Annotated in this window: 16 protein-coding genes; 7 read left to right on the top strand and 9 right to left on the bottom strand. The window is 64.7% G+C overall.

Annotation, left to right across the window (positions count from 1 at the left end; translation table 11 throughout):
- Positions 1–249: 249 nt before the first annotated feature.
- The gene (locus FXB40_RS45480) at positions 250–1,110 is read right to left on the bottom strand and encodes a LysR family transcriptional regulator (RefSeq protein ID WP_148778766.1); all 861 of its coding nucleotides are present in this window, start codon (positions 1,108–1,110) and stop codon (positions 250–252) included.
- Between the two features lie 104 nt (positions 1,111–1,214).
- Here FXB40_RS45480 and FXB40_RS45475 point away from each other — a divergent pair, with 104 nt between their 5' ends.
- Positions 1,215–2,207 carry a zinc-dependent alcohol dehydrogenase family protein gene (locus tag FXB40_RS45475; protein ID WP_210352243.1) on the top strand — a complete coding sequence of 331 codons (993 nt, stop codon included), beginning with the start codon at positions 1,215–1,217 and terminating at the stop codon, positions 2,205–2,207.
- A gap of 112 nt (positions 2,208–2,319) precedes the next feature.
- On the opposite strand, the gene FXB40_RS45470 is transcribed toward FXB40_RS45475, so the two are convergent.
- Both FXB40_RS45470 and FXB40_RS45465 read right to left on the bottom strand, forming a co-directional pair.
- The gene (locus FXB40_RS45470) at positions 2,320–2,514 is read right to left on the bottom strand and encodes a hypothetical protein (RefSeq protein ID WP_148778765.1); all 195 of its coding nucleotides are present in this window, start codon (positions 2,512–2,514) and stop codon (positions 2,320–2,322) included.
- Between the two features lie 296 nt (positions 2,515–2,810).
- A complete protein-coding gene (locus FXB40_RS45465; protein ID WP_148778764.1) occupies positions 2,811–3,794 on the bottom strand; it encodes an aldo/keto reductase in 984 nt (327 codons plus the stop codon).
- 103 nt (positions 3,795–3,897) lie between these two features.
- Between FXB40_RS45465 and FXB40_RS45460 the strand changes: the two genes are divergently transcribed.
- Entirely contained in the window at positions 3,898–4,791 is an 894-nt protein-coding gene (locus FXB40_RS45460) for a LysR family transcriptional regulator (RefSeq protein ID WP_148778763.1), read from the top strand.
- A gap of 3 nt (positions 4,792–4,794) precedes the next feature.
- Here FXB40_RS45460 and FXB40_RS45455 read toward each other — a convergent pair whose 3' ends face one another.
- Positions 4,795–5,871, bottom strand: coding sequence for a hypothetical protein (locus FXB40_RS45455; RefSeq protein ID WP_148778762.1), 1,077 nt, complete (start codon positions 5,869–5,871; stop codon positions 4,795–4,797).
- A gap of 243 nt (positions 5,872–6,114) precedes the next feature.
- On the opposite strand from FXB40_RS45455, the gene FXB40_RS45450 reads away from it, so the two are divergent.
- Complete coding sequence (locus tag FXB40_RS45450; protein WP_148778761.1) at positions 6,115–7,146, top strand: patatin-like phospholipase family protein; 1,032 nt, start codon at positions 6,115–6,117, stop codon at positions 7,144–7,146.
- A 19-nt stretch (positions 7,147–7,165) separates the two neighbouring features.
- Here the strand turns inward: FXB40_RS45450 and FXB40_RS45445 are convergent, their stop codons facing one another.
- Positions 7,166–7,594 carry a CBS domain-containing protein gene (locus tag FXB40_RS45445; RefSeq protein WP_148778760.1) on the bottom strand — a complete coding sequence of 143 codons (429 nt, stop codon included), beginning with the start codon at positions 7,592–7,594 and terminating at the stop codon, positions 7,166–7,168.
- Between the two features lie 186 nt (positions 7,595–7,780).
- The gene (locus FXB40_RS45440; RefSeq protein WP_148778759.1) at positions 7,781–8,590 is read right to left on the bottom strand and encodes a rhomboid family intramembrane serine protease; all 810 of its coding nucleotides are present in this window, start codon (positions 8,588–8,590) and stop codon (positions 7,781–7,783) included.
- 453 nt (positions 8,591–9,043) lie between these two features.
- Here FXB40_RS45440 and FXB40_RS45435 point away from each other — a divergent pair, with 453 nt between their 5' ends.
- Entirely contained in the window at positions 9,044–9,598 is a 555-nt protein-coding gene (locus tag FXB40_RS45435; RefSeq protein ID WP_187437579.1) for a PAS domain-containing protein, read from the top strand.
- Positions 9,599–9,827: 229 nt separating this feature from the next.
- Positions 9,828–10,619 carry a Crp/Fnr family transcriptional regulator gene (locus FXB40_RS45430; protein WP_148778758.1) on the top strand — a complete coding sequence of 264 codons (792 nt, stop codon included), beginning with the start codon at positions 9,828–9,830 and terminating at the stop codon, positions 10,617–10,619.
- 278 nt (positions 10,620–10,897) lie between these two features.
- Here the strand turns inward: FXB40_RS45430 and FXB40_RS45420 are convergent, their stop codons facing one another.
- Positions 10,898–11,383: a phasin gene (locus tag FXB40_RS45420; protein ID WP_148778756.1), complete on the bottom strand. Its 486-nt coding sequence runs from the start codon at positions 11,381–11,383 to the stop codon at positions 10,898–10,900.
- 398 nt (positions 11,384–11,781) lie between these two features.
- Between FXB40_RS45420 and FXB40_RS45415 the strand changes: the two genes are divergently transcribed.
- The gene (locus FXB40_RS45415) at positions 11,782–12,207 is read left to right on the top strand and encodes a cupin domain-containing protein (protein WP_148778755.1); all 426 of its coding nucleotides are present in this window, start codon (positions 11,782–11,784) and stop codon (positions 12,205–12,207) included.
- Between the two features lie 61 nt (positions 12,208–12,268).
- Here FXB40_RS45415 and FXB40_RS45410 read toward each other — a convergent pair whose 3' ends face one another.
- Positions 12,269–12,658, bottom strand: a complete 390-nt coding sequence (locus FXB40_RS45410; RefSeq protein WP_148778754.1) for a COG4315 family predicted lipoprotein — start codon at positions 12,656–12,658, stop codon at positions 12,269–12,271.
- 143 nt (positions 12,659–12,801) lie between these two features.
- On the opposite strand from FXB40_RS45410, the gene FXB40_RS45405 reads away from it, so the two are divergent.
- Positions 12,802–13,305 carry a GNAT family N-acetyltransferase gene (locus FXB40_RS45405; protein ID WP_148778753.1) on the top strand — a complete coding sequence of 168 codons (504 nt, stop codon included), beginning with the start codon at positions 12,802–12,804 and terminating at the stop codon, positions 13,303–13,305.
- Between the two features lie 40 nt (positions 13,306–13,345).
- Here FXB40_RS45405 and FXB40_RS45400 read toward each other — a convergent pair whose 3' ends face one another.
- Positions 13,346–15,346, bottom strand: coding sequence for a DEAD/DEAH box helicase (locus FXB40_RS45400; protein ID WP_148778752.1), 2,001 nt, complete (start codon positions 15,344–15,346; stop codon positions 13,346–13,348).
- Positions 15,347–15,594 lie beyond the last annotated feature (248 nt).

The following is a 15,594-nucleotide window of genomic DNA, read 5'->3' as shown; positions in this document are numbered from 1 at the left end:
GCTGTTTGCCGATGTATCCTCGCAGCCCTCCTGCAGCCCATCCAGGTTGCTCCAGAGGCACTCTGGACCAATATCCGGCCGCCGCTCCCAATCGGCCGCTTCGTTCCGGCCTGAGGCCGCTAACGACTATTTCTTGCTCAGCCTGGTCGGGCAACGCAAGGTCTCGTAGCCCGGATGGAGCGAAGCGTAATCCGGGAATCCATCCAAGTGGAACGAGCGGCCCCCGGATTTCGCTGCGCTCCATCCGGGCTACGGAGTCGTGACCGCCAGCCGCTCGATCACCAGATCCAGCAGCGCGCGCAGCCGCGCCAGCCGCCTGAGATCGCGGTGATAGCCGACATAGGTGGCGCGACCGGGCGGGCTCGCGCCGATGTCGAGCGCGACGAGGCGGCGATCGCGATCACCGAGCGGGCGTGGCAGCACCGCGAGGCCGCCACCGCCGGCGCAGAGCTCGGCCTGCGCCTGGCGATTGTTGCTGCGCGAGGCGATTTCCGCCTTCGGCAGCGTGCGCTTCAGCCAGACCGCGTCGGGCATGTCGGAAAATTCCGCGTTCATGGTCACGACGCGGACGCCGCTGCCGTCACCGGCACGCGGCGGCTTGCTGCCCTTCTTGCCGTAGAGCGCGTAGGGAATGTGGAGCAGTTTTCTGGAAATGACTTCGGGCTCATCGAACGGCTTGATGCGAAACACGAGATCGGCCTCGCGCCGCGGCAGGCTGTAGAGCCGCGCGTCGGTCAGGAGCTCGACGATCACCCTGGGATGGCGCTTGCCGAAGGCCGCGATCACCGGCGACAGCAGCACCGTGCCAAACCAGTCCGATGAGGAGAGACGCAAGGTGCCGTCGAGCTGCGTCTCCGTCCCCGTCGCCTGCCGTTCAAGCGCGATCGCCTCCTCCTCGATCCGCTCGGCATGCGCCAGCACGGCCGTGCCCTCGTCGGTCAGCACAAAACCGTCCGCGGTGCGCTGGAACAGCGTCTGCCCGAGTGCCTGTTCGAGCGCGCGCAGCCGCCGCCCCATGGTCGGCTGGGTCTGGCCGATTTTTCGCGCGGCGGCGCCGAGCGTGCCTTCGCGCGCAATCGCCAGGAAGATGCGCAGATCGCTCCACTCCATCGGAATCCCGCCCATTCAAAAATGCACGACCATCGTACATCCTTGTTCCTTCCCATGCAAAAAATCATGGGCATATTGGAGGCCGACAACGGAGCAAGACGATCATGACAAGACAATCGACGATGCGCGCAGGCGTGCTGGAGACCCACAACGCGCCCTTGCGCCTCTCCACCATCTCCACACCCGAGATCGGCCCGCGCGCGGTGCTGGTGCGGGTCCGTGCGAGCGGGGTCAATCCGCTCGACACCAAGATCCATGCGGGTGCTGCCGCCCATGCCCGCCATCCGCTGCCCGCGATCCCCGGCATCGATCTCGCCGGCGTGGTCGAGCAGACCGGGCGCGAGGTCTCGCGGTTCAAGCCGGGCGACGAAGTTTACGGCATGACCGGTGGCGTCGGCGGCGTGCAGGGATCGCTCGCCGAGTTCGCCGCTGTCGACGCCGACCTGCTGGCGTTGAAGCCGGCCAATTTCAGCATGCGCGAAGCGGCCGCCCTGCCCCTCATCTTCATCACGGCATGGGAAGGCCTGATCGACCGCGCCGCCTTGAAGGCCGGACAGGAGGTTTTGATCCACGGCGGCGCGGGCGGCGTCGGCCATGTCGCGATCCAGATCGCGCGCGCATTCGGCGCGGAGGTGTTCGCGACCGGCTCGGCGTCGCAGCGCACGACGATCGAAGGCTTTGGCGCCGTCTTCATCGATCGCGGCACCGCGGTTGAGGCTTACGTCGCCGAGCACACCGGAGGCCGCGGCTTCGACATCGTCTACGACACCGTCGGCGGCAAGGTGCTCGATGCCTCGTTTGCGGCGGTGCGCCGCTTTGGCCATGTCGTGAGCGCGCTCGGCTGGGGCACACATGCGCTGGCGCCGCTGTCGTTCCGCGCCGCCACCTATTCCGGCGTGTTCACACTGCTGCCGCTGCTCTCAGGCGAAGGCCGCGCGCATCACGGGGAGATCATGGCGGAGGCGACACGGCTCGCCGAGGCCGGCAAGCTGGTGCCGCTGCTCGATAACAGGCGCTTCACGATGGAGAGCGTTGGCGAGGCCTATGCGCTGATCAGGGATCACGCCGCCAAGGGCAAGCTGGTGGTCGATATCTGAGTTGGAGTCTGTAGCCCGGATGGAGCGAAGCGTAATCCGGGATTTTCGCCAAGAAGCCGAAGGCCCCGGATTGCGCTGCGCTCCATCCGGGCTACGAAGCTTCGCGCGCAAACTAGTCCTCGCTCGCAGCCGCGGAACGATTGCGCAAATGGGCCTGCGACAACAGGAAGAACAGCGCGCGCTCGCCATAGTATTTGGCGGACGGCCGCGTGCGCTCGAAGCCATCGGCAAATATCTTGCCGGACTGGTCACAGACCTGCCACCGCCAACCGAACCGTTTGCGCCTAGTGAGGATCACTTCGAACATGCCGACGCGCTTGGTCCCCTGCTCCTTAGCCGGTCGCGCAAGCCCACAAGGCTTGCGCCGGCCTCCCCCATTGGACGGATGCCCGACATATAACCCAGCAGGATGGAAAGCGAATTAAATTGATTATCGGAAATACGTATCTTGCACTGGTATGACGAAGTCGCAACGAGCCTGGAATAAGCCGATGCCGCCGGTGTTATTTCTTTCCTCCGCTGCCGAGCTTGGTAGCGCTTACAGCGATACACAGGATGGAAATGTCCGGTAAGCGAACACTCACCGGACATTCACAACAGATGTTAGCGACCGACCCGCGCCTGGAGATGTGCGGGATAACGGTCGCCTTGCACCGCCACACTGGCGAGCAGCCCTTGAATCGCAGCGAGATCCGCAGTCGACAGCGTCACTGCAGCCGCGCCGAGATTTTCCTCGAGGCGGTGCAGCTTGGTGGTGCCGGGTATCGGCACGATCCACGGCTTCTGTGCAAGAAGCCACGCCAGCGCGATCTGCGCAGGCGTCACCTTCCGCGTTGCAGCGATGCCGCCGAGCAGATCGATCAGCGCCTGATTGGCTTTGCGTGCGCTCGATGAGAAGCGCGGTACGATGTTGCGGAAATCGCTGCTGTCGAACGTCGTGCTCTCGTTGATCGCGCCGGTCAGAAAGCCCTTGCCGAGCGGGCTGAACGGCACGAAGCCGATGCCGAGCTCCTCCAGCGTCGGCAGGATCTCCTGCTCCGGCTCGCGCCACCACAGCGAATATTCGCTTTGCAGCGCGGTGACGGACTGCACCGCGTGAGCACGGCGGATGCTCGCCGCGCCCGCCTCGGACAGGCCGAAATGCAGCACCTTGCCCTCGCGGATCAGATCTTTGACGGCGCCCGCGGTGTCCTCGATCGGCACCGCGGGATCGACGCGATGCTGATAGAACAGGTCGATGCGGTCGGTCTTGAGCCGCTTCAGCGCGGCCTCTGCCACCGCCTTGACGTTGACGGGGGAGCTGTCGAGCCCGGCATCGACCTTGCCACCCTTGAAGCCGAACTTGGTGGCGATCACCACTCTGTCGCGGAATGGCGCCAGCGCTTCGCCCAAAAGCTCCTCGTTGACGAAGGGGCCATAGGCCTCGGCGGTGTCGAAGAAAGTGACGCCGCGTTCGAATGCGGTCCTGATCAGCGCGATCGCCTGCGATGTTTCGGTCGCGGGGCCGTAGCCGTAACTCAATCCCATGCAGCCGAGGCCGAGGGCCGACACCTCGAGACCACTTGTGCCCAGTTTGCGCGTCTGCATTGCAGCTCTCCTTTGAAGATCATGTTCGGCTGCGAACTTAAGCCGCGCGCGGCCCCGCGATTAGGTGATAAAACCGGCATGTACTCATGATCAGGATTCATGAATGGCCCGCACCAACACCAACGACCTGCTCGCCTTTCTCGCCGTCGCGCGCGAGCGCAGCTTTACCCGCGCTGCCGCTCAGCTCGGCGTGTCGCAATCGGCGCTGAGCCACACGGTGCGCGCGCTGGAGGAGCGGCTCGGCTTGAGGCTCCTCACCCGCACCACCCGCAGCGTCGCGCCGACGGAGGCCGGCGAGCGGCTGCTGCGCAATATCGGGCCGCGCTTCGACGATATCGACGCCGAGCTGTCGGCGCTGACGGAGCTGCGCGCCACACCGGCCGGCACCGTCCGCATCACCGCCGGCGATCATGCGGCGGAGACCATCCTGTGGCCGGCGCTCGCAAAGCTGTTGCCGCGCTATCCCGACATCAAGGTCGAGCTCGTCGTCGACTATGGCCTCACAGACATCGTCGCCGAGCGCTACGACGCCGGCGTGCGTCTCGGCGAGCAGGTCGCCAGGGACATGATCGCGGTGCGGATCGGGCCGGAGATGCGGATGGCCGTGGTCGGCGCGCCCGCCTATTTCACCGCGCGCGGCAAGCCGAAGCAGCCGCAGGACCTCACCGGGCACAATTGCATCAACCTCCGCCTGCCGACCTATGGCGGGATCTATGCCTGGGAGTTCGAGAAGCGCGGCCGCGTCATGAAGGTGCGCGTCGACGGCCAACTCGTGTTCAACACCGGCCTGCTCCGGATGAATGCCGTGCTGGCCGGGCTTGGCCTCGCCTACATCCCGGAAGATCTCGTGAAAGGCGAGATCGCCGACGGCCGGCTGATCCGCGTGCTCGCCGACTGGTGCGCGCCGTTCGCGGGCTATCACCTGTATTATCCGAGCCGGCGGCAGCCGACGCCGGCGTTTGCCGTGCTGGTGGAGGCGCTGCGATATCGGAAGTGAGGATCAGCGCGCGACGACTTCGACTTCGCCGTCGACGCCGTTGACGACATTGAAACCGCGCTCGTAGACCTTGCCCTCGTTCTTGGCGATGGCGCGGTATTCGCCTTCGGAGAGCACGACGCGCGGGAAGGCACCGATCGATTCCTTGATCACGTCGCCGCCGGGCGTCAGCACCGACCAGGCGGTGTTGGCGAGCGCCTCGCCGCCCTTGTCGCTGACGAGCTTGAGCGTGATCACGGCGGCGCGGTGGGTGATGGTGACGTCGGTGAGCTTGCCGGCCTGGACGCGGATGTCCGAGCGCACCACCGAATTGGCGTCGCCGTAATTGGAGATGATGTAGTAGGTGCCCTCCGGCAGCAGCACGACGTCGCCGGCGGCGACGTTCGGCACCAGCGAGGCGCGCTCGCCGGTTTCGAACTGGCTGCCCTTGTAGATCGCGAACGAGATCTGGTTCAGCGGAATGCGGCTGGTGCCGACGCGGCCTTCGATGCGCAAGCCCCCGGCCGGCAGCACGAAGGATTCGCGATCGGTCTCAGCCTTCAGGCTGACGGTGCGCACCGCGCTGACGAGGCCGAAGGCGACGTGCACAACGTAGTTGCCGGGCGGCAGCACGATGTTGGGCGTCGCACTGCGATCCTCGCGGATCAGCTTGAAGGTGCCGTTCTCGTCGGGACGATCGGCAAACACCCGCCATACCAGGCCGCTGCTGATCGCAGGCGTGTCCTTGCCGTATTTGGCGCTCAGGGACAGCACGGCCTGTCCGGGCGCGGCCGCATTGAGGGGGGCTGCCGGCGGAACGCTCGTCACCGCGGGCGGCGGCATGCTGGGCGTGTTCGGCTGCGTCAGGGTCGGAGGCAGGCTCGGCGGCGGACCGGCGCCCGGACCGGAGGGCGGCGCCAGGCTGACGGCGCCGCCGGGATCGGGCACCGAGGCCGGGGGCACCGGCGGCGGCCGATCCGAGAAAAGCTGCGCTTGAGCGGCATTCTGGCCGAGAAAAACGAGGCATGCGGCAAGGGCGAGCGCCGGCAGCAGCCTGCCACCGCGCCGCCATCCGATGATGCCGTCACCCCCGAGAGTCATACCCTCTGCTTTTCACCGAAAACGCGGCAAATTCAAGCCTCTGAAACCCCACGAAATACGGCCCGAGGCAGTTCTATGGAACCCGATTGATGCCTGCGTGATTACATCGGAGGCAACCGGCCCCCGCCACACTCCTGCCCCCTGCGTCCCGAACGCTATAAACCAAGCTTCGCCCTCCTTCTGGCGGAGCGGAAGCGCGGCGCCTACTCTGGAGTGAGGGCGGCGGGAGTAGGAGAGTTTTCGGTGCTGGATATCTTGAAGGGGCGCGGCGTGAACGGCGCGAACGGAGAAAAAGTCGGCCTCGGCAGCATCCGCAAGCCGGTCATCGGCCTGGCGCTCGGCGGCGGCGCGGCGCGCGGTTTCGCCCATATCGGTATCATGAGGACGCTGCTGGCCAACGGCATCGTGCCCGATGTCGTGGTCGGCACCTCGATCGGCGCCGTGGTCGGCGGCCTCCATGCGGCCGGCCGGCTCGATACGCTCGAAGAGTGGGGACGCAGCCTGCAAGGGATGCGCAACATCCTCAGCTATCTCGACATCCGCCTCGACGGCTCCGGCCTGCTCGGCGGCGAGAAGCTGGCAACCCGTCTCGAAGAGGCGATCGGGCACATCCTGATCGAGGACCTGCCGATCAAGTTCGCGAGCGTCGCGACCGAAGTCCGCACCGGCCACGAGATCTGGCTGACGCGCGGCCGCGTGGTCGACGCGATGCGTGCCTCCTACGCCCTGCCCGGCATCTTTTCCCCCGTCCTGATCGGCGACCGCTGGCTGGTCGACGGCGCGCTGGTGAATCCGGTGCCAGTCTCGGCTGCGCGCGCGCTCGGCGCCGAAATCGTCATCGCGGCAAATCTTTCCAGCGACATCTTCACCCATTCCACGACGATCTATTCGCACGGCGCAATGCCCGCTCCGGTCAGGGCCGTGCCCGAGGAGACGACGACCGCCAAGCGGCGCTTTCCGCGCCTGTTCTCGGCGGAGAAGACCATGAAGCGCGAGTTCTTCGGCAGCGCCGGACGTCCCGGCATCTCCTCGGTGATGGTCGATGCCTTCAACATCATGCAGGACCGCATCACACGCGCCCGTCTCGCTGGCGATCCGCCGGACCTCCTGATCACGCCACGGGTCGGCCAGTTCGGCTGGTTCGACTTCCATCGCTCCGAGGACCTGATCGCGCTCGGCACCCGCGCCGCCGAGCGCGCGCTGGACTCGATCCAGGAGGCGATCCACGTGCTGGCGCCGGCGCCCGAAGGCGCCGCGCCCAAATCGTTGGAGTAAGCTCGGCGAGTAAGGCGGCTCAGGCCGTCTTGATGTAATCGCGCAGGGCTTCCTGCTCGGACTCGTATTCCTGGACTCGGCGCTTGACGATGTCGCCGATCGAGATCAGCCCGACCACCTTGCCATTGTCGACGACCGGCAGATGGCGGAACTTGCCGGTGGTCATCATCTCCATGAGCTCGGCGACCGTGTCGGCCTCCTTGCAGCTGACGACCTTGCGGGTCATGACCTGGCTCACCGGCTCCTCCAACACGCCCGCACCGCGCTCGCCCAGCACGCGAACGATGTCGCGCTCCGACAGGATGCCTTCAAGCCGGCTCTGGTTCATCACCAGCACCGCACCGATCTTCTTCTCGGCGAGCAGCTTGACCGCATCAGCCAGCTTGGCGTCGGGCTCGACGCTCATGATCTGGTGGCCCTTGGTATTGAGGATGGAACGTACCGTCATTGTCGCCTCCTGAATCGGAGCCGTCCGCTTTGCGCGGTCCGGACTTGTTCGCGAGTCTTCAACTAACAGTTTCGGCGCCGGTTTCACGTTCAGGCGCTTTGCGAAGCGCAGCTTCTATGAGCTTGCTGCTTCGGAACATTCTTCCCGGAATGATGAATGAATTCGGGCCGCGCCGCAAGCGCCGCCTCAAATACCGTTTGAAATGTCCTGTGATGACGCATCCGCAGCATCATCGTTTCGCACGCGCGGCACGGGATCGAACAGCGCGAACAGCAACAGTCCTGCGAAGAAGCCGCCGATATGCGCCTCCCAGGCGACGCCCGCACTGTCGCTTTCGACGCCGATGGCGCCGACGCCGAAGATGATGTTGAGGGCAAACCACACGCCCAGGAAGCCGACGATCCGCCGGTCGCGCAGAGCCTGCAACAGCGGCAGAGCGGGAACCTTTGCGGCGGTATCTGCATCCGAACGGCTGAACGACAGGAAGCTGCCGCGCACGAAAGCGAACCGGATTGCGGCCGCCATCGCGCCCGACACCGAGGCTGAGGCGCCGATCATCGGCACCACCGCGTGCTCGTGGGTGACGAGATGGGCAAGCGCGCCGGCCGCGGCCGTCACCGCCAGGAACACGAAGAAGCGCACCGCGCCAAAGCGCCGCGCCAGCGCGCTGCCGAACGGCAGCAGCCACAGCACGTTGAAGGCGAGATGGGTGAGATTGGCATGCAGCAGCGAATAGGTGACGAAGGTCCAGACCTTGGCACCGGCGCCGCCCTCGAATTGCAAATTGACCAGCGAGGAATCGTAGCGCTTCGGGATGAAGCCGAAGACGTCGATGGTCCAGTTCTCCAGCTCCGGCGGCAGCAGCACCCGCAGATGGATCACCGCCAACAGGACGACATAGGCCGTCAGCGGCAACGGCAGCGTCAGGATCGGCTCGCGTGGGGCCTCTTCGACGACGACCGGCTGGTCTGACGGTGGTTGTGGCGGGGAATCCAAGGCGGTTTCGCTTTCAGGCGCGATCGAAGCAGCAGATTGGAGATAGTCGCCTTTACCAGCCTTGCGCAAGTGCACAAAAGGAAAAGGCAGGGCCCTGGGAAAGCCCCGCCTGTCCGTGTCGATCTTGCCGGCACTGCAGAGGAACAAGGAGTATCCCCACCCCTCCCCGCGGCCAGTGACCAAACTGTTTGACGCCCGTGTACAGACCTCGCCGAGAACCTGGAAGAAAGCGGCGCGGCTTGCGACCGCGATCACCATAGCAGGCGCGCGGTCGGGGCAAAGCGCATAGTTAATTTAACGTTAACGACGCAAAGGCTGCCCGCGCGAGGCCAAAAACGCCCCCGCGGCATGGACGCTGCAATTCCCCTCCTGCACAACAACACAGGGATCTCAGGTGCACTGAAGCGGGACAGGTTTGTCCCACTGGTGCGGCCCCGGGGTAAGCGTTCAGTCATGAAACATCCGTCGAGCCGCGCGTTCTTCGCGTATTGGGACAAGAAGCGCGGCAGCGCGCGAGCGCCTGATCGGGCCGATATCGACCCGGCCGCCGTACGCGAGCTGCTCGGCGACATCTTCGTCCTGTCCTGCGAGCCGGAAACCGGCTTTCCCTTCCGCGTCGCCGGCACCCGCGTCTGTGCGCTCGCGGGCTGCGATCTCAAGGACCAGAGCTTTACGGCGATGTTCACTGAAGCCAGCCGCCGCGAGATCGAAGAGATCGCAGCCATCGTCGCCGACGAGACGCTCGGCGCCATCGCCGGTATCACGGCCACGCGCGAGGACGGCAGCAAGGCCCATCTCGAGCTGCTGCTGCTGCCCTTCAACGCCCGCCCGCACACGCCGGTGAGCGTGACCGGCGTGCTTGCGCCGTTCGACGACGAATGCGGCGCGCTCGGCCCGTTTACCGTCACCTCCTGGCGCTATCTGCACCAGCCGGAGAAGCTGCTGCCGCGCGCCATCCGAAAATTGCAGATCGCACGCGGGCTGATGGTGTATGAGGGGCTGCGGTAGGGGCGCCCCTCGTGTCGGGCGCGCAGTTTTTGCGAACGGCCGACCCAGTGTTCATCCTGCGAGTCGGACGGCAGACCGCGTCGGTCGGCAGGCTTGCGATCCATCATTGGAACCTTACCTGTTGAAGAACGTTTGTCCTTTTGCCGTGCCAAGCGAGTGCGCGGCAACGCGGCTCGGTCGGTGACAATGCGTTTGCTCGCCGCCGAGCGTCCGTCGAGGGGCGATTCCCGTGATGGAGCACGCGACCAGAGTTGGTAACCGCCTGCTAGCTGCGTTACCGCCGGCCGACTTCGCTTTGCTTGCACCGCATTTGCGAAAAGTACCGATCGAGCACGACGCGGTCCTCGTTCAATCGGGCGACCGGGTCGAACACCTCTACTTCCCCTGCAGCGGCGCGATCGCCCTCATCATGGAGTTGCCGAACGGACAGACGGCCGCAACCGCGGTGATCGGCAACGACGGTGTCGTCGGACTCATGACGGCGCTCGGTCCGGTCCGATCCCCCCTGACAGCGGTTGTCCGCGTGGCCGGGACCGCACTCCAGATCTCGCCCGCGCGATTCCAAGCTGTGCTCGAACGCAGTCCGGTCATCGCAAGCGCGATTCAGATTGTCACCAGGGCGATGATGACGCAATTCCTGCACGTCGCGGCCTGCAACGCGCTGCATTCCGTCGAAGCGCGCCTCGCTCGCTGGCTGCTTCACATTCACGACCGGACGGACGGCGGTGACGTGCTGCCCTTGACCCAGGAGACGCTGTCGGAATTGCTCGGCGTTCGGCGCACCACGGTCACGCACGTCGTGAGCGCACTTCGTACATCAAGGGCCATCAAATCCAATCGGCGCGGACAGCTCGAAATCGACAGGCAACGGCTCGAGGTCGTCGCTTGCGAATGCTACAAGGTGATGAGCCGAAGGATCGATCGGATCGTGTCGCAGGATGCGTTAAGGCTCCTTCACGCCGCACCGGCGCGGAATGGCTGCCCGCCCCCGGATTTCCCGTTCGCCAAGACCGTTTCATAGACCCAGGCCTCTCGGGCGAACCACTCATGCGTCGCCGCGCACATCCGGCAATAGGTGCGCGAAAAGAACACCGTACTGGAGCGAAATCTTTCGCCATCCATCTCGATGCCTGTCGGAATTGCGCTCCCCGTTTCCGGGCAATTGATCATCACCATACCCATCTTGGTTTCCCTCCAGCTCGGCATCACCTCGCGGCGAGGTTGGCCGTCCCCCGCTGGACGGCGTCTCTTCTGGCGAAGACGCTCGTCCAGCCGATCCACGTGGCCGGTTGCTTCGATTCAAGCAGCCCTGTGCAGAACCCTGTTAAAGCTGTTCTTGATCGGTTCGGCCGTCTCGGTCGCGACCTTCTGGGCCAGATCCCAAAGCTCCCGATTCTGGGCGGAAGCCGCTTCAAAGGTCTTGCGACCGTGGGCGGTGGAGAGGGTCATGAGGTCCGCAAACGACCTCGCATCCGCAAGCTGGGAGAAAAATTCCAGCGCAGAGCTGGTATTGGTCCTGGATATTTCGATGACCTTGGTGCCGTAGTCGGCGGCATGACTGGCATTGGTCGAACAGGCGTCGCAGAGAGCTGCGGTGATCTCCTCGGAAGTCGCCTTCATCTGCTCGAAATTTGCCTTGGCCCGTGCGGTCGCCGGCGCGGTGAGATCGCCGAACATCGCCTGGATGTTGAAAAACGGCACGTCGAACTTGAGCTTTGTATTTCCGTTCGCCGTCCCATTCAGCGGAGCGGCATTCGTCTCGGCTTTCACATTGACATCACTCACGGGCTTTCATCCTTTCAAGCGAAACTAGATAATGGATTGAAGACTCCCCGACGCGTCCAGATGCGTGCTGCACCGGGACACCAGTGCCCCTACTCTCACGATGGTGGGATGCTGCTGCGGATATGCCGCTCTCGCCCCCTGCCGGAGCCAACTATGGCCGACGAAAGTCGATGCTTCGGTTCGCTTTCGGACTCTCAATTTGATTTTATTGGATTCGTGCGACGCAGTAGCGCAGGCAGACATTTTGCGTCTTTGAAGTTGCTGCCATTGCATGCGCCAACTTAAGATCAGCACTGGCGAGCGCGGGCTGATAGTGTATGAGGGACTGCGGTAACTTTCGTTTCGATGTGAGCGGGCACCGCGACCTCGATGCGACCTCTCACCAGGATGACCCAGCCATGTCCGACATCATCAATTTCGGCACGCTTCAGCTCCGCTTCCTGCACACCAAGGATGACACCGGCGGCAGCGTCGACATCTTCGAAATGACGCTGCAGCCGAATGCGCGGATGCCGATCCCGCACTATCACGACCGCTGGGACGAAACGATCTACGGGCTGTCCGGTGTCTCGACCTGGACGATCGACGGCAAGCAGAGCGACCTTGCCCCCGGAGAATCGGTCTTCATCAAGCGCGGCATCGTGCACGGCTTTACCAACCGTTCGACCGGGCCGGCGACATGCCTGTGCATCTTGAGCCCCGGCGTGCTGGGCCCGCAATATTTCACGGAGATGGCGACGCTGCTGTCGTCCGGCGCGCCCGATCCAGTCCAGATGAAAGCGACGATGCTACGCTTTGGCCTGATACCGGCTCCGCCTGCGTAAAGCGCGCGATGCGAGGACAGGCTGGCATGGCGCCGCCCGCCCCGCGCATCTTCGAGATCGCTTACGGCATCGCCAGATGCCAGGCACCGTTCAGAAAGCCGTCACCGGTGATGTCGCCGGGCTTGGTGTCCTTGGCGAAAGTGTAGAGAGGCTTGCCCTTGTGGGCCCACTGCTTGGAGCCGTCGTCGCGGGTGATGACGGTGTAGCCGTCGCCGGCCGCATCGCTGGCCTCGGCTTTCAGCGCCGGCCAGTTTGTCGCACACGGGCCGTTGCAGGCCGACTTGCCGTCCATGTCCTTGTCGAACGTGTAGAGCGACATGCCCTTGGCGTCGGTGAGCACGCTGCCCTTGTCGGTCTTGCCGGTCTTGGTCGGCGGCGCCGCGAATGCAGCCGAGGCGAGCGCGAGTGTTGCTGCGAGCGCGAGCGCGAGGCGGATCGAGGATGTCGTCATGGTGTCTCCTGTCATGCAATTGGCTTGCACGAGGTAGGACGCCGCATCGCGCGCGGTATTCCTCAAAATGGCGCAAAGATATTTTTGGCTGCGCACATCGGCGCCGCGGAATAAATTGCGATGGTTGAGACGGAACAGTCGAGATGAGCAAGCCACATTGGCGGCGCGCGCACGCCGGAGACCTCGCCGCAATCAGCGCGATCGCGGCGCGAATTCATCCTGATCTCCCCGAGCGTCCGGAAGTATTCGCAGAAAAGATGCGGCTTTATCCGGACGGCTGTTGCGTGCTCACTGCAGGCCACGAGATCGCAGGCTACGGCCTCGCGCATCCCTGGATACAGCAACAGATTCCACAGCTCGACGGGTTCCTCGACCGATTGCCCGATGCTGCAGATTGTCTCTATCTGCACGATGTCGCCGTGCTGCCCGACTTCCGCGGCGGCGTGGCGCGCGCTTATGTCACAGAGATCGAAGAGCTCGCGCGATCATCAGGCATCACAACGCTTGCGCTGGTCTCGGTCTACGGCACGCGACCGCTGTGGGAGCGTCTCGGCTTCCAAGGTGTCGTACCGGATGCTGCGCTGCGCGACAAACTTTTGTCCTACGGCGCGAGCGCGACCTACATGCTGCGCGGGCTCGGCGAATAGTCCCCTTCCCCGCGCGGTCTGCGTTAACTGGCGCGGCAGTTCAGCTGCGGTTCTTCTTCTTGCCCTTCTTCGCGGAAGAACCCGGCCATTCGGTGACCGACGGCGCATATTTGGCGTCACCGGATTTGTTGCCGAATGTCTTGTCTTTCTTCCCAAACGCCGGCTTGCCGAATTTGCCACCTTCGTGAGGTTTGGCGTTCGGCTTGCCTTGGTGCCTGGCTTCCGGCTTTCCTCGCGGCCTGTCGTTCTGCTTCGGCCCGTTCGCGTTCCACGGATTGTCGCCGCGGCGGGCAGCATGATCGTCGTCACCTTCATCGCGTTTCGGAGCGCGTGAGCGCTTCTCCGCCGGCGCTTGCGGCGCACCGGTCATCGGCTCGAGGCGGATATTGTCTTCCTTGTCCGGACGCTTGATCTTGGCAGCGAAGGATTCCGCAACCCGCTCGGAAATTTCGAACTCGGTCGTGGTGTCCAGGATCTTGATGGCGCCGATGTCGCCCTTGTCGATGCCACCGCGACGGCAAATCATCGGCAACAGCCAGCGCGCTTCCGCGTTCTTTCGTCGTCCGATGTTGGCCCGGAACCATACGGTGGCTTCTGTCATGCCATGCTTCGGCGACGATTTCCCGGATTTGGGTCGGGGCCGCTCGGAGCGGTCATCGCCGCGCGGAGCGCGATCTCCGCGCGATGTCCGATCGTCGCGGCCGCGATCGTCACGCGGCCGACCACGCGCCTCGCCGGGATCGAGAATGTCTTCCGGCGACGGCAGCCGCGCGCGATAGAGCCGCGCGAGCGCTGCGGCGATGTCCTCGGCCGATCGCTCGGCCAGCAAGGCCTTCGCCAGCTCGACATCGTCGGCGGACGTCTCCTCGGTGAACAACACGTCCTTCATGCGCTCATGGTCGAGCTTGCGAATCTCATCCGCCTGCGGCGCCGTGCCCCAGTTCGCCTCGATGCCGGACAAATTCAACAACACCTCGGCCCGCCGCCGTCGCACGGGCGGCACCAGCAAGACGCTGACGCCCTTCCGGCCCGCGCGCCCGGTGCGGCCCGAGCGATGCTGCATCACCTCGGGATCGTTCGGCAGGTCCGCGTGAATCACCAGGTCGAGGCTCGGCAGGTCGATGCCGCGGGCGGCAACGTCGGTCGCGACGCAAATGCGGGCGCGCCCGTCCCGGAGCGACTGGAGCGCCTGGGTGCGTTCGTTCTGCGTCAACTCACCGGAGAGAGCGACCACCGAGAAACCGCGCTCCAGCAGCGCCGCCTGCAAATGCCTGACCGCATCGCGCGTGTTGCAGAACACCAGTGCGCTCGGCGACTCGTAGAAGCGCAGCACATTGACGACCGCATGCTCGACATCGCCGGGAGCGACCCGGATGGCGCGGTATTCGATATCGGCGTGACCGCCTTCGTCGCCGGCGACCTCGATCCGAAACGCCTGCTGCTGATACTGCTTCGCCAGCGCCACGATGCCGCGCGGAAACGTCGCCGAGAACAACAAGGTGCGGCGCGTGTCCGGAGTGGTCTTGAGGATGAACTCCATGTCCTCGCGAAAACCGAGATTGAGCATCTCGTCGGCCTCATCGAGGACGACGACCTTCAATTCCGAGATGTCGAGGCGGTTGCGCCGCAGATGATCGCACAAGCGGCCTGGCGTGCCGACGACGATGTGCGCGCCGGCGGCCAACTCGCGCTGCTCGCGGCGCGGGTCCATGCCGCCGACGCAGGAGACGACGCGCGCCCGCGCGTGCTCATAGAGCCATGTGAGCTCGCGCTGGACCTGCAAGGCGAGCTCGCGGGTCGGTGCGACGATCAGGGCCAAAGGTGCGGCGGCCTGCTCGAACCGCTCGGCACCATCGAGCAAATCCTTGGCCATGGCCAAGCCGTACGCGACGGTCTTGCCCGAACCGGTCTGGGCCGACACCAGGAGGTCGCGGTCGACCGCATCCTCGCCGAGCACGGCGAGCTGAACGGGGGTCGGTGAATCGTAATTGCGCTCAGCCAAGGCACGGGCGAGCGGCGGGGTCAGGGCCGGAAAGGACACGGAATGGAAAACCTTGGTTGGTCCGGGGGCGCGGAACGGAAAGCCGAGGGGCCCGACGCTGCAGTCACTGCAGAAGGCCCGGTCACACCCATCATGATTTTGATTTGGACGCTCTTTACGCCAGAAGCGGCCAAATCACCATGGCTTTGATGCATGGCATTGGCGACAGGGTGAATAAGCCCGGGATGCTCAGCCCGGCGCTTTTGGCGCGCTTTGACGCCTCCAGCCCGCTTTTGGGCCGGAACGGC

The sequence above is a fragment of the Bradyrhizobium rifense genome (assembly GCF_008123425.1).
Classification (GTDB): Bacteria; Pseudomonadota; Alphaproteobacteria; order Rhizobiales; family Xanthobacteraceae; genus Bradyrhizobium; species Bradyrhizobium rifense.
The sequence above is the reverse complement of the archived record's forward strand: the minus strand, read 5'-3'. Positions and strand labels throughout refer to the sequence as shown.

Coding starts and splice junctions, on each gene's coding strand:
- FXB40_RS45435 (WP_187437579.1), top strand. CDS start 9,044: ATGAAACATCCGTCGAGCCGCGCGTTCTTCGCGTATTGGGACAAGAAG.
- FXB40_RS45475 (WP_210352243.1), top strand. CDS start 1,215: ATGACAAGACAATCGACGATGCGCGCAGGCGTGCTGGAGACCCACAAC.
- FXB40_RS45465 (WP_148778764.1), bottom strand. CDS start 3,794: ATGCAGACGCGCAAACTGGGCACAAGTGGTCTCGAGGTGTCGGCCCTC.
- FXB40_RS45410 (WP_148778754.1), bottom strand. CDS start 12,658: ATGACGACATCCTCGATCCGCCTCGCGCTCGCGCTCGCAGCAACACTC.
- FXB40_RS45455 (WP_148778762.1), bottom strand. CDS start 5,871: ATGACTCTCGGGGGTGACGGCATCATCGGATGGCGGCGCGGTGGCAGG.
- FXB40_RS45405 (WP_148778753.1), top strand. CDS start 12,802: ATGAGCAAGCCACATTGGCGGCGCGCGCACGCCGGAGACCTCGCCGCA.
- FXB40_RS45415 (WP_148778755.1), top strand. CDS start 11,782: ATGTCCGACATCATCAATTTCGGCACGCTTCAGCTCCGCTTCCTGCAC.
- FXB40_RS45480 (WP_148778766.1), bottom strand. CDS start 1,110: ATGGAGTGGAGCGATCTGCGCATCTTCCTGGCGATTGCGCGCGAAGGC.
- FXB40_RS45460 (WP_148778763.1), top strand. CDS start 3,898: ATGGCCCGCACCAACACCAACGACCTGCTCGCCTTTCTCGCCGTCGCG.
- FXB40_RS45470 (WP_148778765.1), bottom strand. CDS start 2,514: ATGTTCGAAGTGATCCTCACTAGGCGCAAACGGTTCGGTTGGCGGTGG.
- FXB40_RS45445 (WP_148778760.1), bottom strand. CDS start 7,594: ATGACGGTACGTTCCATCCTCAATACCAAGGGCCACCAGATCATGAGC.